The 22,349-nt window shown below is 72.0% G+C and carries 18 protein-coding genes; 10 read left to right on the forward strand and 8 right to left on the reverse strand.

Annotation, left to right across the window (positions count from 1 at the left end):
* The first annotated feature begins 10 nt into the window (after nt 1-10).
* The 3 genes from NOSIN_RS15135 to cds1 all read left to right on the forward strand — a co-directional run bounded on the left by NOSIN_RS15135 (nt 11) and on the right by cds1 (nt 2,444).
* Nucleotides 11-541: a beta-class carbonic anhydrase gene (locus NOSIN_RS15135; RefSeq protein WP_077691361.1), complete on the forward strand. Its 531-nt coding sequence runs from the start codon at nt 11-13 to the stop codon at nt 539-541.
* A gap of 203 nt (nt 542-744) precedes the next feature.
* The gene (locus NOSIN_RS15140; RefSeq protein WP_077691362.1) at nt 745-1,071 is read left to right on the forward strand and encodes a tetratricopeptide repeat protein; all 327 of its coding nucleotides are present in this window, start codon (nt 745-747) and stop codon (nt 1,069-1,071) included.
* 239 nt (nt 1,072-1,310) lie between these two features.
* Nucleotides 1,311-2,444, forward strand: a complete 1,134-nt coding sequence (gene cds1 / locus NOSIN_RS15145; RefSeq protein WP_077693606.1) for an L-cysteine desulfhydrase Cds1 — start codon at nt 1,311-1,313, stop codon at nt 2,442-2,444.
* Nucleotides 2,445-2,693: 249 nt separating this feature from the next.
* On the opposite strand, the gene NOSIN_RS15150 is transcribed toward cds1, so the two are convergent.
* Entirely contained in the window at nt 2,694-4,799 is a 2,106-nt protein-coding gene (locus NOSIN_RS15150; RefSeq protein WP_077691363.1) for a DNA gyrase/topoisomerase IV subunit B, read from the reverse strand.
* A gap of 374 nt (nt 4,800-5,173) precedes the next feature.
* On the opposite strand from NOSIN_RS15150, the gene NOSIN_RS15155 reads away from it, so the two are divergent.
* Nucleotides 5,174-5,392, forward strand: coding sequence for a DUF7455 domain-containing protein (locus NOSIN_RS15155; protein ID WP_073703693.1), 219 nt, complete (start codon nt 5,174-5,176; stop codon nt 5,390-5,392).
* A gap of 70 nt (nt 5,393-5,462) precedes the next feature.
* On the opposite strand, the gene NOSIN_RS15160 is transcribed toward NOSIN_RS15155, so the two are convergent.
* A complete protein-coding gene (locus tag NOSIN_RS15160) occupies nt 5,463-6,110 on the reverse strand; it encodes a GNAT family N-acetyltransferase (RefSeq protein ID WP_077691364.1) in 648 nt (215 codons plus the stop codon).
* 142 nt (nt 6,111-6,252) lie between these two features.
* On the opposite strand from NOSIN_RS15160, the gene yaaA reads away from it, so the two are divergent.
* Entirely contained in the window at nt 6,253-7,002 is a 750-nt protein-coding gene (gene yaaA, locus NOSIN_RS15165) for a peroxide stress protein YaaA (RefSeq protein ID WP_077691365.1), read from the forward strand.
* Nucleotides 7,003-7,474: 472 nt separating this feature from the next.
* Here yaaA and NOSIN_RS15170 read toward each other — a convergent pair whose 3' ends face one another.
* Together NOSIN_RS15170 and NOSIN_RS15175 are read right to left on the reverse strand one after the other, a co-directional pair.
* Nucleotides 7,475-9,178, reverse strand: a complete 1,704-nt coding sequence (locus tag NOSIN_RS15170; RefSeq protein ID WP_171986597.1) for an RNA polymerase sigma factor — start codon at nt 9,176-9,178, stop codon at nt 7,475-7,477.
* Between the two features lie 317 nt (nt 9,179-9,495).
* On the reverse strand, nt 9,496-11,583 hold the full coding sequence (locus NOSIN_RS15175; RefSeq protein WP_077691367.1) for a SpoIIE family protein phosphatase: 2,088 nt from the start codon (nt 11,581-11,583) through the stop codon (nt 9,496-9,498).
* Nucleotides 11,584-12,175: 592 nt separating this feature from the next.
* Between NOSIN_RS15175 and NOSIN_RS15180 the strand changes: the two genes are divergently transcribed.
* Both NOSIN_RS15180 and NOSIN_RS15185 read left to right on the forward strand, forming a co-directional pair.
* Nucleotides 12,176-12,463, forward strand: coding sequence for a hypothetical protein (locus NOSIN_RS15180; RefSeq protein ID WP_077691368.1), 288 nt, complete (start codon nt 12,176-12,178; stop codon nt 12,461-12,463).
* 183 nt (nt 12,464-12,646) lie between these two features.
* Entirely contained in the window at nt 12,647-14,254 is a 1,608-nt protein-coding gene (locus tag NOSIN_RS15185; RefSeq protein WP_077693607.1) for a hypothetical protein, read from the forward strand.
* Between the two features lie 41 nt (nt 14,255-14,295).
* On the opposite strand, the gene NOSIN_RS15190 is transcribed toward NOSIN_RS15185, so the two are convergent.
* From NOSIN_RS15190 to NOSIN_RS15205, 4 genes are all read right to left on the reverse strand, one after another.
* Nucleotides 14,296-15,093 (reverse strand): tyrosine-protein phosphatase, encoded by a 798-nt coding sequence (locus NOSIN_RS15190; RefSeq protein WP_077691369.1) that lies wholly within the window; start codon nt 15,091-15,093, stop codon nt 14,296-14,298.
* A 77-nt stretch (nt 15,094-15,170) separates the two neighbouring features.
* The gene (locus NOSIN_RS15195) at nt 15,171-15,905 is read right to left on the reverse strand and encodes a nucleotidyltransferase family protein (protein ID WP_077691370.1); all 735 of its coding nucleotides are present in this window, start codon (nt 15,903-15,905) and stop codon (nt 15,171-15,173) included.
* Between the two features lie 84 nt (nt 15,906-15,989).
* Nucleotides 15,990-18,473 (reverse strand): AAA family ATPase, encoded by a 2,484-nt coding sequence (locus tag NOSIN_RS15200; protein WP_077691371.1) that lies wholly within the window; start codon nt 18,471-18,473, stop codon nt 15,990-15,992.
* Nucleotides 18,474-18,744: 271 nt separating this feature from the next.
* Nucleotides 18,745-19,443, reverse strand: a complete 699-nt coding sequence (locus tag NOSIN_RS15205; RefSeq protein ID WP_077691372.1) for a ribonuclease HII — start codon at nt 19,441-19,443, stop codon at nt 18,745-18,747.
* A gap of 543 nt (nt 19,444-19,986) precedes the next feature.
* On the opposite strand from NOSIN_RS15205, the gene NOSIN_RS15220 reads away from it, so the two are divergent.
* The 3 genes from NOSIN_RS15220 (at nt 19,987) to NOSIN_RS15230 (ending at nt 22,297) form a co-directional block, all read left to right on the forward strand.
* Entirely contained in the window at nt 19,987-20,523 is a 537-nt protein-coding gene (locus NOSIN_RS15220) for a CGNR zinc finger domain-containing protein (protein ID WP_077691375.1), read from the forward strand.
* A gap of 552 nt (nt 20,524-21,075) precedes the next feature.
* Nucleotides 21,076-21,732, forward strand: coding sequence for a hypothetical protein (locus tag NOSIN_RS15225; protein ID WP_077691376.1), 657 nt, complete (start codon nt 21,076-21,078; stop codon nt 21,730-21,732).
* 373 nt (nt 21,733-22,105) lie between these two features.
* The gene (locus NOSIN_RS15230; protein ID WP_077691377.1) at nt 22,106-22,297 is read left to right on the forward strand and encodes a hypothetical protein; all 192 of its coding nucleotides are present in this window, start codon (nt 22,106-22,108) and stop codon (nt 22,295-22,297) included.
* The last annotated feature ends 52 nt before the right edge of the window (nt 22,298-22,349 follow it).

Consider the following 22,349-nt stretch of genomic DNA (forward strand, 5'->3'; position numbering starts at 1 on the left):
GCGACTCCACGTGAGTGACAACAGCGGTGCCACCTCCTCCGAGGGTGCCTTCGACGACCTCTTCGCCGCCAACGAGGCCTACGCCCAGTCCTTCTCCCTCGGCGGCCTCAAGCCGGTCGCCGCGCGCGGCCTGGCCCTGGTGACCTGCATGGACTCCAGGATCGAGCCCCTGGACACACTGGGGCTGAAGCCGGGGGACGCCAAGATCCTCCGTAACGCGGGCGCCAGGGTGACCGACGACACCCTGCGCACCCTGGTCCTGGCGGTGTACCTGCTCGGTGTCGACCGGGTGCTGATCCTGCCGCACACCCGCTGCAAGATGGCCTCCGTGGAGAGCGACGACGCCGTCCACGACCTCATCCGGGAGGAGTACGGGGTGGACACCCGCAGTCTGGAGTTCCACACCGACAACGACCAGCTGGGGGCGCTCCGGCACGACCTGGAACGCATCCGCCACCACCCCCTGCTGCCCCAGGGCCTTCCGGTGACGGGCGCGATCTACGACGTGGACACCGGACGCGTCACCCCCGTCGACCTCTGAGGCGCCTCCCGCCTTCCGGGAGGGACGCGTCGGCCGGGTGTGTCGCGGCGCACGTGTCCGGGGATCTCTTCAGTAGGAGCGCGGGCCCGGTGCGGTCGTGTCGGACCGCACCGGGCGTCCGCCCCACCCGCCCCACCAGGGAATGCGGTCGCCGCCCCGGCCGTTGTGACCCGGGACGACCCCGCGTCGTCGGAAGGAGCACCGTGGAAGAGAACACCTACGAAACCTTCAACCGCGCCCGTATGTTCATGGAGCTGGGCGACCCCATCTACGCCGCCCGGACCCTCGAACCGATCGTCGAGCACGAACCGGACAGCCGCTCCCTGCTGGAGCTGCTGGGCCGCGCCTACTTCCACTCCGCACAGCTCAACAAGGCCGAGCGGACCTTCCGCAGGATCATCGAGCTGGACCCGGTGGACAACTGGGCGCACATCGCGCTCGCACGCACGCTGGAGCGCCAGAGCCGCCACGAGGAGGCGTCCACCTACCGCCGCATGTACTCGGTGATGTCCGGCGGCTCACTGGACTAGCCGGCGCCTGTTCCGGGGGCGCCGCCCGCCCCGCCCGCCGGGCGACGGCACCCGTGCGAGGAGGCCGGGATCCCCGGGCTCGGGCTCCTCCCTCGCGCGGGCCGCGGTCCCCGACTCGTCGTGGCGTTCCAGCGGGGCCAGGGCCGGCTCCTCCCTGGCGCGGGCCGCGGTCCCCGCGACGAGGTCCGCCCTCCCGCCTCGGGCGCCTCTCCACGCGTGTGCGGGCTACCCTGCTGGGCATGGCACCCTCACCAAGCGAGCCGGGCGACACCTCCTGGGTGGACCGGCGTGACGACAGCGCCCGTTCCTGGGCGGACGAGGCGGTGCGCCGGGTCGTGGCCGACGCCAACCGCTCGGCCGACACCCATCTGCACGTGTTCCCGCTGCCCCCGGAGTGGGGCATCGACCTCTACCTCAAGGACGAGTCGGTACACCCCACCGGCAGCCTCAAGCACCGGCTGGCGCGCTCGCTGTTCCTGTACGGGCTGGCCAACGGGTGGATCCGTGAGGGCACCACCATCGTGGAGGCCAGCTCGGGTTCCACGGCGGTCTCGGAGGCCTACTTCGCCCAACTGGTCGGCCTGGACTTCGTCACCGTCATCCCGCGCAGGACCAGCCCGGAGAAGATCGCCCTCATCGAGCGCTACGGCGGGAAGTGCCACTTCGTGGACACCCCGCCCGCGATGTACGCCGAGGCCGAGCGGCTGGCCGCCGAGACGGGCGGCCACTACATGGACCAGTTCACCTACGCCGAGCGGGCCACCGACTGGCGCGGCAACAACAACATCGCCGAGTCGATCTTCGAACAGCTCAGCCTGGAGCGCCACCCCTGCCCCGACTGGATCGTGGTGGGCGCGGGCACCGGCGGCACCTCCGCCACCATCGGCCGCTACCTGCGCTACCGGCGGCTGAGCACCCGCCTGGCGGTGGTGGACCCGGAGAACTCGGCGTTCTTCCCCGGCTGGGTGACCGGTGCGGCCGACTACTCCACGGGCATGCCCTCGCGGATCGAGGGGATCGGCCGCCCCCGCATGGAGCCGAGCTTCGTGCCCTCGGTGATCGACCTGATGATGCCGGTGCCCGACGCCGCGAGCATCGCCGCGATGCGGCACCTGCACGATGTCACCGGGCTGAGCGCCGGAGGCTCCACGGGCACGAACCTGTGGGGCGCGTGGCAGCTCATCGCCAGAATGCTCCGTGAGGGCCGCGGAGGCAGCGTGGTCACCCTGATCTGCGACGGCGGCGAACGCTACCAGCACAGCTACTACAACGACGCCTGGGTGGCGGAGAGGGGCCTGGACCCCGCCCCCTACCGCACGGCCGTCGACCGGTTCCTCGCGGAGGGGGTCTGGGCACCGCCGCGGACCCCCTGAGAACCCGGGGCCTGTCGGTGGACCCGGTCCGGCGGGGGCGCCGAAGGTTCCCGTACCCGCGGCGCCCGAGCACGAGGCGAAGCGCAGCACAGCCTCAAAGACGACACAGCGGGGGCGCCGACGGGGTTCTGGAGGCCCCGCAGGTGCGCCCGCGAGGCACGAGCGGGTGCACCGCAGGGACCGAAGGTTCCCGTACCCGCGGCGCCCGAGCACGAGGCGAGGCGCAGCGCAGCCTCAAAGAAACACGGTCTAGGCGTCGATGCGGGTCACGTCCAGCTCCTGGGCGCCCTGCTGGATGAAGCGGCGGCGCGGGGCCACCTCGTTGCCCATCAGCAGGTTGAACACCGAGGCGGCCTCCTCGGCCTGCTCCACGCGGATCCGGCGCAGCGTGCGGTGGCGCGGGTCCATGGTGGTCTCGGCCAACTGGTCGGCGTCCATCTCGCCCAGGCCCTTGTACCGCTGCACCGGCTCCTTCCAGGAGATCTTGCGCTTCTCCAGGTCCAACAGCGTGCGGGAGAGCTCGGCGTCGGAGTAGGTGTAGATGTAGCGGTCCTCGGGCTTGGCACCGCGCTTGCGCCGGGTGTTGGTCAGCTCGATGCGGTGCAGCGGCGGGACGGCCGCGTAGACCCGCCCGGAGTCCAGCATCGGACGCATGTACCGGTAGATGAGCGTGAGCAGCAGGCAGCGGATGTGCGCGCCGTCCACGTCGGCGTCGGCCATGAGGATGATCCGGCCGTAGCGGGCGGCGTCGATGTCGAAGGTCCGCCCCGAGCCGGCGCCGATCACCTGCAGGATGGCCGCGCACTCGGCGTTCTTGAGCATGTCGGCGACCGAGGACTTCTGCACGTTGAGGATCTTGCCCCGGATCGGCAGCAGCGCCTGGAACTCGGAGTCGCGGGCCAGCTTGGCGGTGCCCAGGGCCGAGTCGCCCTCGACGATGAACAGCTCGCTGCGCTCCAGGCCCTCGCTGCGGCAGTCCACCAGCTTGGCGGGCAGCGCCGAGCTCTCCAGGGCGTTCTTGCGCCGCTGGGTCTCGCGCTGCTGGCGCGCGGCCAGACGGGCCTTGGCGGCGCCGACGACCTTCTCCAGGACCATGCGGGCCTTGGCCTTCTCCGCCTTCTTCGTGGTGGTCAGGAACTCGCGCAGCTCCTTGCCCACCACCTGGGAGACGATCTTGGCCGCCGCGGAGGTGCCGAGGATCTCCTTGGTCTGTCCCTCGAACTGCGGCTCGGGCAGGCGGACGGTGACGACCGCGGTGAGCCCCTCCTGGGTGTCGTCCTTGGTGACGGGGTCGTCGCTGTTCCTGAGCAGCTTGGTGGCGCGCAGCTGGTCGTTGATCACCCGCACCAGAGCGCGTTCGAAGCCGTTGATGTGGGTGCCGCCCTTGGGGGTGGCGATGACGTTGACGAAGCTGCGCACGGTGGTGTCGTAGCCGGTGCCCCAGCGCAGGGCCACGTCCACGTCCAGGCGGCGGTCGACGTCGGCGGGCACCATGTGCCCGGCGTCGTCCAGGACGGGGACGGTCTCGGTGAAGTTGCCGCTGCCCTGGATGCGCAGCACGTCGCTGACCGGGTCGTCGGGGGACAGGAAGGTGCAGAACTCGCTGATGCCGCCGTCGAAGCGGAACTCCTCCTCGTGGGCGGGCTCGCCCTCCGCGCGCTCGTCGCGCACGGCGATGGTCAGCCCGGGAACGAGGAAGGCGGTCTGGCGGGCCCGGTCCAGGAGCGACTCGCGGGCGATCTCGGCTTCCTTGAGGAAGATCTGCAGGTCCGGCCAGAACCGGATGCGGGTGCCGGTGACCTTCTGGGCCACCTTGCGGATCTGCTCCAGGCCCGAGGAGGGGGTGAACTCGGCGTCGGGCCCGGGGCCGGCGAAGTGGCCGGGCATGCCCCGGCGGAAGCTGAGCGCGTGGGTGCGGCCCTGGCGGTCGACCTCCACGTCCAGGCGCGCCGACAGGGCGTTGACCACCGAGGCGCCGACGCCGTGCAGGCCGCCGGAGGCGGTGTAGGAACCCGAGCCGAACTTGCCGCCCGCGTGCAGCTTGGTCATGACCAGCTCCACGCCGGAGAGGCCGGACTTGGGCTCGGCGTCCACGGGGATGCCGCGGCCGTCGTCGCTCACCGACACGGATCCGTCGGCGTGCAGGGTGACGTCGATCCGTCCGCAGAAGCCGCCCAGGGCCTCGTCCACGGAGTTGTCGATGATCTCCCACATGCAGTGGGTGAGGCCGCGGCTGTCGGTGGACCCGATGTACATGCCCGGCCGTTTGCGCACCGCCTCAAGACCTTCGAGGACCGACAGGTGCCGGGCGGAGTAATCCTCGGGGTCGTGAACGGCTGCGGTCAAGGCGGTCACTCGGACATCTCCTGCGTTTCGAGGGCCATCAGGGCGCTGATGCGGTGCGTGCCCTTTGTACCGCGCCGCACTGACGATAGGGGGCGGCGTGCCGGTCACTTGCTACCGCCGGGACACGGCGGGAGGACGGGAGCCTGCCCCGCGCGAGACTACCACCTCTGGTGGATGCGACCTGGATGCTCCTTCTCTACGGGGATGTAGCTCCTCCATACGGGTACAACCAGCAACAGAAACGACATCGATCTCGAAAGCGCCCCACCAGGGCACCTACCAGGCAGATTCCGCTGTCGGCGTACACGGGCCCGGGTTGGGAACGTCTTGGCCGGGTTAGATGTTGTCAGAGGTGACTAACGCCGAGTATTGAGGATGGCGAAGTGACTGGAACCCTTGCCCCCACCCAGCCGCTAACGGCTGCTGACCGTTGCGACCGCTGTGGTGCACAGGCTTATGTCCGGGTGCTGCTGAACTCCGGCGGTGAACTGCTGTTCTGCGCGCACCACATGCGCAAGCACGACGACTCTCTCCGCAAGATCGCCTCGGACATCCAGGACGAGACCGACAAGCTGCACGAGAGCAAGACGGACGAGCGTTAGCCACACGAACAGGGCGAAGGCGGCGGTTCACCGAACCGCCGCCTTCGTGGTGTCCGGACCCGGGACCCGGTCAGCCCAGGACCCGGTTGTGGTAGCCGGACACCCTGGTGAACCCCGCACGCTCGTACAGGCGCAGGGCCGGGGCGTTGTCCGCGACCACGCACAGGTAGGCCCTGCGCGCGCCCTTGTCGTGTGACCAGCGCAACAGGTCGGCCAGGATCCCGGTGGCCACGCCCCTGCCGCGCGCCCCGGGCTCGGTGAACATGGCGCAGACGCCCACCGACTCCCCGTCCAGCACCGCGGCGCCCCTGCCGCCTCCGGCGGCGGCGTAGGCGGCGTCGACCCCGCCGAGGATGCGCGTCAGGTCCAGGCCCGACCAGGCCGCTCCGGGCGCGGTCGAGACCGAGGAGGTTCCGGGGGCCTCGGGAGGCTCGCCGAGGTCACGGGCCAGGACCAGCGTGGGCTCCACCACCGCGTACCCGTGCCCGGCCAGGCGCCGGTCGACCTCCTCCTCCCCCGGCCACACCTGCACGCAGGGCCGCACCCCGCGCCCGGTGTAGTAGGCGGTGACCTCGGACACGTCCGCGCCGGGGTCCATCACCAGCGCGCAGTTGGCGCGTTTGGTGATCCCCTCGGCGAACCCGAACCGCCAGCCGCCGCGCTCCTCGACCTCGAAGGGCGGCCAGTCCCGCGTCACCCGCCGTGCCCACTCGTGCATCCCCGCTCCTCTCCCAGAGCGGCCGATGCTACACGCCGGCCTCCGATCGGCCTCCGCGGAGGAGGGGCGGCACGGCTCCCGCACGCGACCGTCCTAACATGGGCGGGCACACAGAACCCGCGTCCACCTGGGAGTCCGCACCATGATCGTCCTGCTGCCGCCGTCCGAGGGCAAGGCCACCTCAGGGGAGGGGCCGCGCCTGGACCTGGGAGCGCTGACCCTCCCGGAGCTGGCCGGGGCCCGCGAGAGGGTGGCGGCCGCGCTGGCGGAGCTGTGCGCGGGGCCCGCGGACACCGCCATGGACATCCTGGGGCTCGGCCCCAGCCAGACCGACGCGCTCAAGCGCAACATGGACCTGGCCACCGCGCCGACGCTGCGCGCCGCCGACCTGTACACGGGCGTGCTCTACGACCGGCTCCGCCCGACCGACCTCCCCGACGACGCGGCCGGGCGGATCCTCGTCCTCTCCGGGCTGTGGGGCGTGGTCGGCCCCGCGGACCGGCTTCCCCCGTACCGCCTGTCCATGGGTGTGAAGCTTCCGCCCCTGGGCGGGTTGGGCGCCTACTGGCGCCGCGAGCTGTCCGCGCCCCTGGGCGAGCTGGTCGGGGACCAGCTCGTCGTCGACTGCCGTTCGGCCGTCTACGCCGCCGCGTTCGCCCCCGCGAACGGCGTCGCCGTCAAGGTGCTGCGCGAGCGCGTCGTGGACGGTGCCGTCAAGCGCTCGGTGGTCAGCCACATGGCCAAGGCCACCCGGGGCGACATCGCCCGTTCCCTGCTCGTGGAGGGTGTGGACGCCGCCACCCCCGAGGAGCTGGTGGCCGCCCTGCGCGACCTGGGGCACACCGTGGAACTGCCCGGTCCGCGTGCCCTGAACGTCATCGTCCGCGACTGAGGGACCGCACGGGAGGAAGGCCCCGGGGGAAGGGACCCCCGCGGGGGCCGGCCGGTGGCCACGGGCACGGTGGACACGGGCGGCGAGCGGTCGGAACGGCACACCGACGGGGAGCGGCCGCCGGCCACTCCCCGTAATGTAACGACTCGATATCGCGACTTTATGCCAGACCTACAGCACGTGCGGCACCATGGTCGGTGTCGGATGGATGACACATCGGATGGATGACACGGTGTTGCCGGACCAGGCGTAGCGGCGCCTGGAAACGCGGTGGACGTCCCGGAGCGCCACGGGGGATGCTCCGGTACACGCGGGAGTCGCCACACCCGCGCGGACCACGGGGCACCGGAACCCGGTGTGCCGCCCCGCCCACAGGGCGAGGCGGCACACCGGGAACGGATCGGTCCTCGTCGGCCTCGGCCGCTCCGGCCCCGACACCGTCGGGGAGAGGGCCGGCCACCACCTGGAAGGACTAGTCCAGGTAGTCGCGGAGTACCTGCGAACGCGACGGGTGACGGAGCTTCGACATCGTCTTGCTCTCGATCTGCCGGATGCGTTCCCGGGTGACTCCGTAGACCTTGCCGATCTCGTCTAAAGTCTTCGGCTGGCCGTCGGTGAGCCCGAAGCGCATGGACACCACGCCCGCCTCTCGCTCGGACAGCGTGTCCAGCACCGAGTGCAGCTGCTCCTGGAGCAGTGTGAAGCTGACCGCCTCGCCCGGCTGGATGGCCTCGGAGTCCTCGATCAGGTCGCCGAACTCGCTGTCGCCGTCCTCGCCCAGCGGGGTGTGCAGGGAGATCGGCTCACGCCCGTACTTTTGGACCTCGACGACCTTCTCGGGGGTCATGTCGAGTTCCTTGGCCAGCTCCTCCGGGGTGGGCTCGCGGCCCAGGTCCTGGAGCATCTGGCGCTGCACGCGGGCCAGCTTGTTGATGACCTCGACCATGTGCACCGGGATACGGATGGTGCGCGCCTGGTCGGCCATGGCGCGGGTGATCGCCTGGCGGATCCACCACGTCGCGTAGGTCGAGAACTTGAAGCCCTTGGTGTAGTCGAACTTCTCCACCGCGCGGATCAGACCGAGGTTGCCCTCCTGGATCAGGTCCAGGAACAGCATGCCGCGGCCGGTGTAGCGCTTGGCCAGCGACACCACCAGGCGGAGGTTGGCCTCCAGCAGGTGCTTCTTGGCACGGCCGCCGTCCTCGGCGATCCACTCCAGTTCGTCGCGCAGCTCGAAGGTGAGGATTTCGCCGTCCTCGGACAGCTTCTCCTCGGCGAAGAGGCCGGCCTCGATACGCTTGGCGAGCTCGACCTCCTGCTCGGCGTTGAGCAGCGGGACCTTGCCGATCTGCTTGAGGTAGTCCTTGACCGGGTCGGCCGTCGCGCCCGCCGCGACGACCTGGGCCGCCGGGGCGTCGTCGTCATCGTCGTAGAGGACGAAGGACTCGTCCTCGTTGGCGGGCTTGGCGGGAGCGCCCACGGCCTCGGGCTTGGCGGGCTTGACGTCCTTGTCCCCGGACTCCGGGGGGTCCTCGACCAGTTCCAGCTCGGCGCCGGTGTGCTCGAGGTCGTCCAGGCCATCCTCGTCCTCGGTGTACTCGCCGTCCGCCGCGAGTGCGAGGTCCTTCTTGCCCGCCGTCTTCTTGGCTCCGGCCGACTTGGCCGCCGGGCCCTTGGCAGTGGTCTTCTTGGCCGCGGCCTTCTTCGGCGCGGCCTTCCTGGCAGCGGTGGGCTTCTTGGCCGCGGCCTTCTTCGGCGCGGACTTCCCGGCGGGGCCCTCGACCTCCTCGACGGCCTCGGCGACGGAGTCGACCACCGCGGTGACCGTCTCGGGCTGCTCCTTGGCCGCCGCGGCGCGCGCGGGCTTGGCGGCCCCGTCGGCGGTCGCGGCCTTGGTGGACCTGGTCGAGGTGGACCGCGTGGCCGCCGGCTTGCGCCGCGGCGCCTTGCGCCGGGAGGATGCCGACTCGGGGACGAGTACGGTCACGCCTTCCTTCGCGAGGCTGCGGAGCACGGACTGCGCCTGCGACATCGGGATTTCGGCCTCTTCGAAGGCACGGCGCACGTCCTCGGGCTCAAGAAAGCCCTGGGACCGCCCACGCTCGATCAGCTGCTGAATGACGGGCTCTTGCAGTGACTCGGACTGCTTCGAGCGAGTCGAACTGGCAGATGACACAAACACCTCTCGAACGGACGTGTGGCGAGATTGTCGGACCCGGTGGTCCGCCTGGCCGGGACCGGGCACCGCGCCCTCTCCCACCTGCGGCCTGGGATCGTCCCCACTGGAACGGGGAAGCCGTTGGTCTTTCAAGCGTATGCGCTCCCCGGGGGTCGGCCCCTTCAAGCGTATGCGCTCCGGGAGGTCATCCCCGCAGAGGATCACCCCCGCATCGCGGGGCGGAACGGCTTCTTCACTGTAGGCAAGGCGATGGACTTGTTCGTACGGTCTGCTGTCGGTCCACCGCAGGTCCATCGCTCCGCCGCGAACCGGTACTACCGCTCCGACGCGGAATCGATCACCGGAAGTTGAACGGCGAGCAGAGTGACGTCATCGTCCTGCTCATACCCATCGAGCATGCTCTCAACAAGGTACTCCAGCATCTGCTGTGAATCGCCCACCACCTCCGGAGGAGCCGACGACACCACGTCGACGAGCTCGTCGAGTCCGGAGTCGACGGACCGCTTGCGGTTCTCAACCAGTCCATCGGAATACAGGACGACGGTGTTACCGGGTTGCACGAAGAATTTGTGGTGGCCCCGCGCGGAGCTGACGCCGAGCGGTGTGTCGGGATCGGTTTCGAGCAGGGACGGACCGGCGCTGCCCGCCACGACCAGCGGCGGGAGGTGCCCCGCGTTGCTGAGGTCGAGCTGGCCGGTGACCGGGTCCAGCACGAAGTAGACCAGGGTGGTCACCTGGTCCATACCCTCCGTCGCCGAGAACATGCGGTCCAGTCCGGCGAGGACGTCGGCGGGCTCGGGCATGGAGAACGCCAGGGCGCGCAGCGCGTTGCGGATGCGGCTCATCCCGGCCGCCGCCTGGATGCCCTTGCCCATGACGTCGCCCAGCACCCCGGCGACGCGGCCGTCGGGCAGCGGGAAGGCGTCGTACCAGTCGCCGCCGACCTGCACGTTCTGTGATCCGGACCGGTAGTAGGCGGCCAGGCGCACACCGCGCACCTCGGGCAGCTCCTCGGGCAGCAGGCTGCGCTGGAGCTCCACGGCGGTGTTGTGCTCCTGCTCGTAGAGGAGGGCGCGGCCGATGGCCAGCGCGCACTGCCCGGCCAGGGCCTCCAGGAACACGCGCTCCTCGTCGGTGACCCTGCGCGGGGACGAGAAGGCGAAGCGCAGCGCGCCGATGGGGTGGCCCGCGGCCATCATCGGCAGCGCGACCCAGGCCCTCTCCGGCGTGGACCTGACGAGTTCGGCGACCTCGGGGGCGTCGTCGAGCAGCTCGGCCAGCTCGGCCGGGTTGGCGGCCAGGCGGGGCAGCCGGTCGGCGATCGCCCTGGCCGCGATGTCCGGGTGGTCGACCGGGAAGGCGGACCCGGGCAGTTGGTGGGTGTGCTCGGCGGCGACGGCGTGCAGCCGGAGGCGGCCGCGGTCCAGAAGGACCACGCACGTGTGGTCGGCGCCCACTCCGGAGCGGCCGATCTGGGACATGGCGTTGACCACCTCGTCGGCGGTGAGCGCCTCGGCCAGGTCGGAGGTGGCCTTCTGTAGGCGGGCGGTGCGCATGGCCGCCTCGCTGAGCTGCTGGTTCAGGCGCTGGCGGAGCTCGTCGGCCTCGCGCTCGTTGGTGATGTCGACGAGCGTTCCGACCCACTCGGTGGTCCGGGAGCCGTCCATGATCGGGTGGGCGCGGGCCCGGTAGTGGCCGTAGCCGCCCGAGCAGGTGCGCACGCGGAACATGGCGTCGAAGGGGGTGACGTCGAGGACGGCGTCGTCCCAGGCGCGCTCGACGCGGGCGCGGTCGTCGGGGTGGAGGGCCTCCAGCCAGCCCCGGCCCAGGTAGTGGTCCAGGTCCTGGCCGGTGATGGCCCGCCACTGGGGGCAGTCCTCGTGGACGTCGCCGCCGGGTCCGGCGGTCCAGACGATCTGGTTGCCGGCGCGCAGCAGGGCGCGCAGCCGCTGCTCGTCGCGGTGGGCGGTGGTGCCGCCGTCCACGCCGTCGTGCCCGCTCGCCCGGCCGGCGTCGTGGACGGCGATGAGGGCGACGTAGGAGTCACCGGTGTCGGGTTCGGTGACGGGGAACCAGGTGAGGTCCCACCGCTGCCCGGTACGGGTCCGGTAGCGGTCGCGCACGGCGTGCCCGTCCTCGCGCACGCTGGCCAGGCAGGCGCGGTGGTCGGCGGCGGCGGTCCGCTCGCCGCTCTCCTCCAGCAGGTCGCCCGGGGTCCTGCCCAGGCACTCCGCGGGGGTGCGGTCCAAAACGGCGGCCAGCCGCTGGTTGATCGTGCTGAAGACGTCGTCGGAGTCGAGCAACGCGAATCCGACCGGGGAGTCGGTGAGAAGGGACTGCACCGCGTCGGGGAGTTGCGCCCCGCTGATCCTGGGCGGCGGAATGGACGTCTCGGCGCTCAACTGCTCGACACCTCCGGAACCGTCGATTCCCCATCCGTGTTTCGTTGGGGCTGCTGCCTGGACCGCGTGGCCCCTGTCGACCACGCGGACCGTCCACGGCGTGAAAACCGAAAGGTGGGCGGCGCCGAAGGTGACCGGGGGCTCCGCGACTCTCGGGAGTCACGCTCGATGACTCCTCTCGGCCGCTGTCACGGTTCCAAGCATAAGACACACCCGTCCGCGCGCAACGGCCGTCGTGCCTGGGCGGCGCCCGCGATGGAGGAGCACCACTCACGGACGCGGAAGGTAAATAATAGGCCACCTGTCAGCCGTGCCAAGGTGGACGGGGAGTTTCCCCGGCGTGTTTTCGGCCCATTCTGGGCTATGAGCACTCATGATGGGTTGCACTCCACCGTTCGCAACAGGAACGTTATATGCCCGAAATGCCCTTTTCGTCTTGCTGACCTGCGGTGATGGTGGTGTTCGAGTAAACAATGCTTCCCAGAGGTTTTGTCAACAGCGCGCCTGGAGAGGGGTTGACACTCCGTCCAGAACAAGTGGAATGGGTGAAGGTCACCGTCCAGGCCATCTCCAGCTAGGGGTGTGAGCAAGAATGCTCCAGATCTTCCCGGTCCAGGATCTCAGGCGGATATCGGCGCGGCTCCACGGCGAGTTCAACGCCCTGTCCCGTCGCTGCGTCGAGCGCTGCGTCAGTGACACCTGGCACTGCGTCGAGCACCTGGGCATCACGGTCACACCGCACCTGGTCGAGCGGGTCGCCCGCGAGCACCTGGAGGCGATGGTGAACTCCGTACCGCCCTCGCAGACCGTCAGAAAGGCGTCACGGAGGCCGGGAACGTCCCTGTTCACCAGCCATCACACCGTTTCCGGGCCGCGCTGACCCACCGGACGCGGGGAGCGCGCGACCACCCGCCGTGAGGAACCGCACCCCGAGTGCGGCGGCCGACGCGGAGCCGCCCGGACGCGAATGCCACGCCCGGGGCTGGCATACGCTCGGGTTGTGCCCTCCCCGACACCTCCACCCACAGGTCCCGAACCGGTGCCCGACGCCGTCTTCGACGAGATGCTGCGCGCCGCCAGAGCACTGCTGGCCATGCGCCATCCCCTCGACGCCGAGCTGGCCTTCAGCGAGATGCTCGGCGCCTGGTGGGGTGAGCGTGTCCCCGGCATGGACGTCGAACGACTGCTCGGCGAGGGGCTGATCGCACACGCCACCGCCTCCGCCGACCCCGCCGGGCTCGGCGTACTCGCGGCGGTCACCGCGCTGGGCACCTCCTCCACGCAGCGGAGCCTGGCCGAGCAGGGGATGATCGCGCTCAGGGAGCGCGGCCTCCAGGTGCCCGAGTGGGCCTCCCAGCTCGGTGTGGCCACCCCGGTGGCCGCCTACGTCAGCAGCGACCAGTTCGGCGACACCGACGACGTGGTGTGCGTGTTCAGCCGCGACCGCCCCGGCGGCCCGGGGTCCCTGCCGCCCGAGCACGCGCTGATCCTGGTCCTGGACCACAACGGCGGCGGCGTGCTGCGCGACGCCTGGGTGACCACCAAGGTCGAGCAGCTGCTGGAGCAGTGCCGGGAGAGGGCCGAGGCGGACGAGTTCGCCCGGTTCGCACGGATCGAGCTGACCGAGGCCCGCGCGCTGCTGTCCCGCGCGCTGGAGCGCACCGAGCAGGTGGTGGACGCCTCGGGCGACCCGGCCTCGGGGCCGACCGTGGAGCTGGTCGGGCTGAAGGTCTCGGACCTGACCGGGGGCTCCCTGGCCGCGCACTTCGCGCTGGCCAACGCACGGGTACGGGCACTGCCCGTCCCTCCGGAGGGGGTGGAGATCTCCCCCGTGCCGGTGTGGCGGCGCGACCGGCGGGCGGTGCTGGCCGCCCGCTTCCTGTCCTCGGACGAGGCCGCCGAGCTCTCCGACTCCTACGCGGCCAGCCGCTGCGTCGACCACATCATCGCCCACGGCTGCGACGTGGACAGCGGTCGGCCGATGCGCGTCAGCCCGCGCAAGGTCGAGTCGTTCCTGCTGCACTGGCTTCCCGGCCGGGTGGTGCTGCTGCCCGAGGAGCAGGAGGCCATGCCGCACGTGCTGGCGGCGTGGGTGCGCTGGGCGGGCGCGCGCGGCAATCTGCCCGAGGTGGCGGTGGGGGCGACCCTGGACGCCGTGTGGGAGTGCACCTCCGAGTTCATCCGCACCTACCGCGATCCGGCGCGCCCGCTGGGCCTGCGCCAGGAGGCGGTGCGGCGGCTGCTGCCGGACGGCGACTTCGCGTCACTGGCACGGCGGATGTTCGCGTTCCCGCTGCTGGCGAGCGAGCTGGTGACGTGGGCGCCGAAGGAGTTCGACCCGGACACGCCCGAGGGCCGCCGGGCGCTGCTGCGGCTGGACCACTACGGCGAGTACGAGGCGGCCACACCGCACAGCGGCCGGCACTCCACCGGGCAGGACCGCTGGTACCGGCCGGTGACCGGAGACGACCCGGGGCGGGAGCGGGAGCTGGACCGGCACGAGCGGCTGGCCAGACGGCTGTGGCACGGGCGGCCCGCGAACCTGTGGGCGGCGGCACGCCGGATGCTGGACCGCGGCATGGACCGGCCCACGGTGCTGGCCGCGCTGGCCGGGGTGCTCGACTCCGCCACCGGCGAGGACGACCTGCGCCGCCGCCTGGACGCGCTGTAGGGGCCGCCCCGGGCCCTCCGTCCCGGGTGGATCCGGGGGAGTCAGTCCAGCATGCGCTCGCGCAGCCTCTCCACGACGGCGTCGGACAGCTTGAGCCCGTCCGAGACGTAGTCGTCGAAGGAGCCGTAGACCTCGTCGATGTGGTCGAAGGACATCCGCAGGTACTCGGCGCGCACCCGTGTCATCGGGGCGACCTCCTCCCACTCCAGACCGCTGTGCGCGGCCAGCCTGCTCATCCACTTGTCGGTGTTGGCCTGGCGCTCGTTGCTGGCCAGGTAGTCGGCGACGACGGTCTCGCGGTCCACGCCCAACAGGCCGAGGATCAGGGCGGCGCCCCAGCCGGTGCGGTCCTTGCCCGCGCTGCAGTGGAAGACCAGGGCGGTCGGGCCCTTGGCGACGCGCTCGACCAGGTCCCGGTACCCGGTGAGCGCCTCGGCGTCGGTGACCAGTTCGCGGTAGACCCCGTGCATGAAGCGCTCGGCGGCACCGTCGGCGAACATGCTCCGGGCCTTCTCGGGATCGGCGAGGGACAGGGAGAAGTTGGCCCCGGCCGCCTCGGGGTTCTGCACGGCCACGGCCGCGTACTCGGCGCCCTCGGGCGTGATGTCGGGCAGGGTCTCGCGCTCGTGCGGGGTGCGCAGGTCGACGAGCTGCCGGATACCCAGGCCGTTGTAGACGGGCAGCTCCTCCGCCGCGATGGTGTGCAGGGCGTCGGAGCGGTACACGAGGCCGCGGCGGACGGTGCGGCCGGAGGCCGTGCGGTGACCGCCGAGGTCACGGAAGTTGGGGGCGCTGGAGAGGATGAAACCGTCGTTCGTCACATCCGCGACGATACCCATCCGTCCCAGAGCCCCTCCAGCCGACGTCCGCCCTCTCGGGGAACGGCGGTCGGGCGCCCGCCCCACCACCGTGGCGGTCAGTCGCCCTCGCGCATGGCGGTGATCTGCTCCCCCGCCTCCTTGACGTCCTTGGCGGTGTCCACACCGCGCCAGAACCCGTCGATGCGGTAGGCGGTCAGCCGCCCCTCCTTGGCCAGGTCGGGGAAGGTGGAGGACTCGTGGTCGCCCCTGGTGGGCAGCAGCGGGGTGAGGCCCGGCTCGAACAGGTACACCCCGGCGTTGATCCACACCGGGAGCAGCGGGCTCTGGGTGAAGCCCTCGACCCGGTCCTGGTCGTCCACGTCCACGATGCCCCAGGTCGTGCGGAACTGGGACAGGGCCAGGGTCGCCAGGCCGCCCCGCTCCCGGTGGTGCGCGGTCATCTCGTCCAGGGGGAACCAGGTGAGCACGTCGCCGTTGAGCGCGAAGTAGGGGGCGCCCGAGTCGCGCAGGCCGGTGGAGGCGTAGCGCAGGGCGCCACCGCGTCCGAGCGGCTCGTCCTCCACCAGGAGCGTGATCTCCGGCCCTCCCTCGCGGGCCTCCAGGTACTCGCGCAGCACCTCGGCCTTGTAGCCGCAGGAGACGACGACCTGTTCGACACCGTGGTCGGTGAGCCACTCCAGCTGGTAGTCGATGATGGGACGTCCGGCCACCTCCACCATCGCCTTGGGGCGTGTGTCGGTGTAGGGCCGCAGCCTGGTGGCCTTGCCGCCGGCGAGGATGAGCGCCTGGGTGACGGGGGACACTGAGGAGGAAGTGGGAGAAGCGGTCATGCGACGGACACTAGCAGCACGTCGGCGGGTGCCTCCCGGGGCGTGTACGGGGCCGCCGGGCCGAGGTGCGCACGGGTGCGCCGGCTAGGCCTGCTGGGTGGCCTCGGCGTAGGCCCTGCGCACGTCCGCGCTGGTCACCACGGTGAGATCGGCCGCGGTCGCGGCCTCCCCCACCTCCTGGGACACCCGCAGGTCCCGGTGGGAGCACGCCTTCTCGAACAGGGAACGGGCGAAGCGGCCGTTGCCGAGCTCGTCGATCCACCCGGCCTCGCACACGTGCGCGAAGATGCTGCGCAGGTCCTCGCGCGCGGTGTCGTCGAAGGTGTCCCCGGTGCGCGCCGCCACGGCCTCGGCGATCTCGGTGAGTTCGGCGGGGGCGTAGGAGGGGAAGCGCACGCGCACGTTGAACCGCGAGGACAGTCCGGCGTTGGAGGCCAGGAAGCGCTCCATCTCGGCCGGGTACCCGGCGAGCACGACCACGAGCCGGGACCGGTCGTCCTCGGCCCGCTTGAGCAGGGTCTGGATCGCCTCGGCACCGAACGCGTCCCCGCCGCTGTAGCCCGGGTTGACCAGCGAGTACGCCTCGTCGACGAACAGCACACCGCCCAGGGCGCGGTCCACCAGCCGGTTGGTCTTGACCGCGGTGGCCCCCAGGTGCTCGCCGACCAGGTCGGCGCGCTGGGCCTCGACCACCTCGGCACGGCCGAGCAGGCCGAGGGCGGCGAAGACCCGGCCGAGCACCCGCGCGACGGTGGTCTTGCCGGTGCCGGGCGGGCCGGAGAACACGAAGTGCCGCATGGGCGCCTGGTTGAGCAGGCCCTGCTCCTCCCGGAGCTTGGCCACACGCAGTTGGGCGACGATGGAGCGGACCTGCTCCTTGACCGGTTCCAGCCCGATCATGGCGTCCAGCTCGGCCAGCGCCTCCTCGATGCCCGGGGCCTCCCCGAAGCCCGGCAGGCGGGAGGTCAGCTCCCGGTGGGCGGCCTCGACGTCGACGGCCCGGACGGTGATCAGGTCCTCGGCCTCGGGGCGGGGCGCGGGCTCGCCGCCGTCCACCCCTGCGGTGACCACGCGCACGTCGCGGGCCTGGGCGGCCTTCTCGACCACCGATCGGGCGAAGCGGCCGTTGCCGAGCTCGTCGACCACCTCGCGCTGGACCACCTGGTCGAATCTTCGCCGGAGCGCCTGGGCGGCCCCGGCCTCCAGGGTGTCGCCGCGCTGGCGGACGAGGGACTCGGCGATACGGAACAGCTCGTCGGCCGAGTAGCTGGGGAAACTGATGCGGGTGGCGAAGCGGGAGGCCAGGCCGGGGTTGGAGGCCAGGAAGGCGTCCATCTCCTTCTCGTACCCGGCCAGGACGACGACGAGCTGGTCGCGGTCGTCCTCGGCGCGCTTGAGGAGGGTCTGCACGGCCTCGTTGCCGAACCGGTCCGACTGCCCGTCGCCCTCGTTGACCAGTGAGTAGGCCTCGTCGACGAACAGCACGCCGCCCAGGGCGCGGTCCACGAGCTCGTTGGTCTTGATGGCTGTGGCGCCCAGGTACTCCCCCACGAGGTCGGCGCGCTGGGCCTCGACCACGCGGGAGGTGGGCAGCAGGCCGAAGGAGTGGAAGATCGTGGCCAGTGTGCGGGCGACGCTGGTCTTGCCGGTGCCGGGCGGCCCGGAGAAGACCAGGTGGCGCAGGGGGCGCTCGACGGGGAACCCCGCGTCGGCGCGCAGCCGGGCGGCCTCGATGGAGGCGGCGATCCCGCGCACCTGCTGTTTGACCGGGTCGAGCCCGATCATGTCCTCCAGCTCGGCCAGGGCTTGGTCCACGGGGACGGGCTCCTCGTCGTGGGCCTCTCCCGCGGCGGGCCGGCCGGGGCGGGGGCCGGTGTCGGCGCGGCCGCGCATCGGCTGGGCGCGGCCCTCGGCGTCCGGTCCGCCGGAGGCGTCGGAGCGGTCGCCGCGTCCGGTGCGGCGGGACACGGGCATGGCCTTGGCGGCCTCGCGCCGGTTGGCCTCGCTGTCCCTGAGGATCTGGCGGGAGGCGGACAGCCGCCACAGCAGGCAGGCGCCCGCGGCGGTGTAGAGCAGGGCGATCCCCCAGGAGGCGGAGAAGGACTCGACGACCAGTCCGACCAGGGCCAGGGAGAATCCGGCGATGAGCCCGGCGGTGAGGGAGAGCGCGGCGGTGTGCCAGACGGGGAACTCGCGTGCCCGGCCGGCGGCCAGGACCACGAGCAGGGGCAGCGGCGGGATCAGCAGGGTGACGGGTTCGCCGGTGAGGGGGATCTGGAACAGGGGGACGGCCACGGCGAGCCAGAGCACGCACACCATCACCGTGACGAAGGCGTCGGTCGAGCGCATGAGGGCGGCGAGGACCGTCAACAGGACGAGGGTCCCCACGACCGCGCCCGGGACGGAGGGGCCCGTGACGAAGGCGGCGACGGCGACCACGGTGGTCAGGACCAGGGCGCACACGAGCCGTCTGCCGAGGGGGATCCGGTGGTAGAGGGTGCGCAGGCGGTCGAGTCCCGAGGCGCGTTCGGGCTCCGCGGCGGTGGTGGAGCGCGTCTCACGCGTCATCCGTGCCCCTTCCTGCGTGGGGGTCCGTGGGCGGTCGGTTCTCCTGACCGGCGGGGGTCGGGGTGGATGGGCGCCGGGGGCCGACGTCCACAGCCAAAGCCTTGTCCCAAGTGGGGCCGATGTCCAGTGCGGGGCGGCGTGTCGTCTCCCCGGCGGCCCGGTCGCCGGGTGCGGGCCGACGCCGGTTCCCGGGGTTCGTCCCGGTCCCGCACGCGGCCCCGGACGGGGACGTACGGACGCCGGAGGGTGTACGGACAGCGGCTCGGGCGGGTCAGAGGAGGGAGATCTGTCCGCCGGGACCGGGGCGGACCTTGCGCAGGTGCTTCCATCGGGGGAGGTCGTCGAGGTAGGCCCAGCTCATGCGGTGGTGCGGGGTGGGGCCGGACTCGGCCAGGGTCGCCCGGTGCACGGGCGAGGGGTATCCGGCCGCACGCTCGAACCCGTAGCCGGGGTGGTCGGCGGCGAGTTCGGCCATGAAGGCGTCGCGGTGGACCTTGGCCAGGATCGCGGCGGCGGCGACGCTGACGCACGTCAGGTCGCCCTTGACCTGGGTGCGGACGCGCCAGGGGCGGCCGATGAAGTCGTGCCTGCCGTCGAGGATGACGGCGTCGGGACGCGGGGCGAGCGCGTCCAGGGCGCGGCGGGAGGCACGGTGCAGGGCCTCGGTCATGCCGACCTCGTCGATCTCCTCGGGAGGGGACCAGCCGAAGGCGTGGTCGGCGACCCAGGGACGGAGCCGGTCGGCGAGCTCGCGGCGGCGCCTGGGGGTCAGGCGTTTGGAGTCGGTCAGCCCGGCGGGCGGGTCTCCCCCGCCGGAGACGGCGGCGCAGACCAGCAGGGGCCCGGCCCAGGCACCGCGCCCCACCTCGTCCACACCGGCGACCACCCGCGCGCCGAAGGCACGGAGTTCGTCCTCCAGTTCGTGGGTGGGGGCGGCGGGCTGCACGGCTGGTGTGGGAGTGGTCGACACACCCCCACCCTAGAACGGCCCGGCCACCGTCCGGGCCGGTTCCGCCGGAGGCCGGGACAGGCCCACCGCCACGGCCGGTGTCGAGGCGGTGGCCGGACCCGACGGCACGAGGAGGGCCGGCTGCCCCAGGACGGCCGGGCAGGCTCCGGCGAGGACCGCGCCCGGATACCGGGTCCGCCCGGGTTGGCCGGTGCCGACGGCGGCCCAGACCGCCGGCCAGAGCACGCCGTGGGCGGACATCCGGACCGCGGGCACGCGCGGGACCGGCCGGCGCCCGACGACACGTGCCGCGACGGGGTGGCGGCCAGCGTGCCGACCACGTGGCAGGTGGTCATGACCGCACCGGTGTCGATCCGGCCGGTGAGCGTGAGGCTGGTGGTGGTCGTGGCGACGGCGGCCATGGGTGCGGGCGCACGGCACAGGGCGGCGACCGGGGAGAAGGACCAGAGGCTCCGGGAGGCGAGCGTGGTCTTGAGGGGGAGGCCAGGAGGGGAGCGTAACGGGTAAGTACGACAATATATCGTTACATGGGAGGATGGGGGCATGACCTCGGACCTTTCCGCCGAAGACCTGCTCCGCGCCGCCCTGGCCCTGGTGGCGACCCGCCCGGTGGGCGCGTGGCCGGAGGAACTGGACTCCCTGGACCGGCTGGAGGAACTCGTCCCGGGCACCGCCCCGAGGGCACGGCACGGGGCGGCGACCGACCTCGCCGAGGTGCGCGGCCTGCGCGACCGCCTGGCTCCGCTGGTCCTGGACCCGGACCCGGGGTCGGCGCCGGCCGCGCTGTCGGCGCTGGCCCGGGAATTCGACCTCGCCCCCGTGGTGGACTCCGTCGGCGGCCCGGTACGCCACGTGAGCCCGGACCCGCGGACCGTGGCCCGGGTCGCCGAGGCCCTGGTCCCCGGGGTCATGAGCGCATGGGCGTCCGGGCTGATGCCGCGCGTCCGCACCTGTGGGGCCGACGACTGCGACACCCCGTTCCTGGACCGCTCCTCACGCGCGAACCGGCACTACTGCTCCGACCGGTGCTCCACACGCGTGCGCGTGCGCAGACACCGCACGCGCTCCTCACCGGCCTAGCACCGCGGGGGCGGGCCGTCCGCCGGACCCGGGTACCCGGCCCCGAAGCGCCGGCCGACGGTGCGCCCCGGACGGCGACGGCACCAGTGCCCCGCCCCGCGCGTGTCGTTCTCGTCCGCCTTCGCGGTGTGCCTGCTCACACGGCCGGCCGGGCACCCGTCCGGTGTCGGAAGCCCTGCCCGGCGCCCTCGCGACGGGCTCCCCGGCCCCGGCGCCGCTCTCCTCGTGGACGGCGACGGCGCTGGTCACGGCGGTGCTCCTGTGGGCGACCGCGCATGGCGGACGGTGTCCGCGGTATCACCTCGTACCGCCGCCGAAGGGGGCGGAGCGACATCGAACGGCATCGACGGCGAGGACGCGGACCCCCCGGAACAGAGGAGAAAGATCCCGCTGTTTCGTCCTGTCTCCCCGAACACGCTCCGCCACTGCTCTATCCTGTGGGACAGGCCGCGCTATGGCGGCCGTATCGACTATGACGCGGCCCAGTGGCCCCTCCGCCACACCCGATTCGGGTCAGCGTCTCCATGACACGGATTCGGTGGGGGGAACACCATGTCCGCCGCAGCTTCTGGCCCGAACCCTGACGGGTCCGTGGCCAAACTGATCGAGATCGCGGAGAAGCCGACCTTCGGCCAACGCCTGATCAGTTGGGCCTCACGCCCGCCCGGACGGCTCTACATCCCCGCGTGCGGCGTGGTGGGACTGGTGCTGCTCTTCGAGGACAGCGTGCCCGCCGGGCACCTGCCCACGTTCGCCATCGGCCTGGCCGGCGGCCTGCTCCTCGCCGGGATGGGCGCCCTGCGTCTGGGGATCGCGCTGGCCGTGGCCCGTCCGATGATCCGCTACTACTGGCTGCGCTGGGTGTCCGCTCCGGTGATCGCCGCCGTGGTGCTCGGACTGGCCGTGGCCGACGTTCCCCTCCAGACACGGCTGCAGGCCTCCGCCGACGCTCTGATGGACCTGCGCGAGAGCACCGGCGACCTCACCACCATCCCGCTCAACGGCCAGCGGGCGGGGATGTACTCGCTGCGCAGTATCTCCGTGTCGGGGGACGTCACGCACTACGCCGTCGAGGGTTCGGGGCTGTTCGCCCCCGGCGGGCTGGCCTACAGCACCGAGGAGATCCCCGAGGGCGTGTTCGTCCCCGGGCAGGGCTCGAAGATCTACGAGCACGTGTCGGGCGACTGGTACGTCTGGGTCGACCACTAGGCCGTGCCTCCTTGGGGCTCCGCCGCGCTTCGCCTCGTGCCCGGACGCCGCGGGTACGGAAAGCCCCGGTCCCCACGGTGTGTCCGCGCCTACCTCACGGGCTCACCCGTGGAGCCTCCGGCGGCCCCGTCGGCGCCCCGCCACCCCCAGCGGCACAGGACCGAGTCCACCAACCTCACCGAACGGCACGTCCGGGCCTCTCCGCCGTCCTCGACGGGCGGTCTGCGACCGCGGTCTTACCTTCTCCTTGCCGGCGGCTGTCCTGTTCCAACGTTCCTCTCACCTTCGACCGGTAGAGATGGACGCGCCCCCCGGGAGAGGCCCCACGGTCTCCCCCCTTCCGGCAGCGCTGCCAATCCTGAGGAGAGGTTCCATGCGCGAGTTCGTGCTCACCCTTCACCTGCGGCTCCACGACTCGATCACCGCGCTGCGCCGCGCCCACGCACGCGGTGACGACGACCTGGCCAGCGCCCAGGCGGGAGAGGTGGAGGACCTGGTGGAGATCGCGGCCCGACACGGGATCGACATCGAAGCGGGCTACACCGCCCTCTCCCCCGTCGGCTGACCCCGCCCGGGGAGCCCGGACACGCGTGCTCCCCCAGCAGCGGGAGGGGCCC

The organism is Nocardiopsis sinuspersici (assembly GCF_001998325.1).
Classification (GTDB): Bacteria; Actinomycetota; Actinomycetes; order Streptosporangiales; family Streptosporangiaceae; genus Nocardiopsis; species Nocardiopsis sinuspersici.

What these genes read in the sequence shown, in the direction of transcription:
- NOSIN_RS15190 (WP_077691369.1), bottom strand. Translation starts at nt 15,093, where the DNA reads ATGGGTATCGTCGCGGATGTGACGAACGACGGTTTCATCCTCTCCAGC.
- NOSIN_RS15185 (WP_077693607.1), top strand. Translation starts at nt 12,647, where the DNA reads ATGCTGCGCGCCGCCAGAGCACTGCTGGCCATGCGCCATCCCCTCGAC.
- NOSIN_RS15195 (WP_077691370.1), bottom strand. Translation starts at nt 15,905, where the DNA reads ATGACCGCTTCTCCCACTTCCTCCTCAGTGTCCCCCGTCACCCAGGCG.
- NOSIN_RS15200 (WP_077691371.1), bottom strand. Translation starts at nt 18,473, where the DNA reads ATGACGCGTGAGACGCGCTCCACCACCGCCGCGGAGCCCGAACGCGCC.
- NOSIN_RS15220 (WP_077691375.1), top strand. Translation starts at nt 19,987, where the DNA reads ATGACCTCGGACCTTTCCGCCGAAGACCTGCTCCGCGCCGCCCTGGCC.
- yaaA (WP_077691365.1), top strand. Translation starts at nt 6,253, where the DNA reads ATGATCGTCCTGCTGCCGCCGTCCGAGGGCAAGGCCACCTCAGGGGAG.
- cds1 (WP_077693606.1), top strand. Translation starts at nt 1,311, where the DNA reads ATGGCACCCTCACCAAGCGAGCCGGGCGACACCTCCTGGGTGGACCGG.
- NOSIN_RS15230 (WP_077691377.1), top strand. Translation starts at nt 22,106, where the DNA reads ATGCGCGAGTTCGTGCTCACCCTTCACCTGCGGCTCCACGACTCGATC.
- NOSIN_RS15180 (WP_077691368.1), top strand. Translation starts at nt 12,176, where the DNA reads ATGCTCCAGATCTTCCCGGTCCAGGATCTCAGGCGGATATCGGCGCGG.
- NOSIN_RS15160 (WP_077691364.1), bottom strand. Translation starts at nt 6,110, where the DNA reads ATGCACGAGTGGGCACGGCGGGTGACGCGGGACTGGCCGCCCTTCGAG.
- NOSIN_RS15225 (WP_077691376.1), top strand. Translation starts at nt 21,076, where the DNA reads ATGTCCGCCGCAGCTTCTGGCCCGAACCCTGACGGGTCCGTGGCCAAA.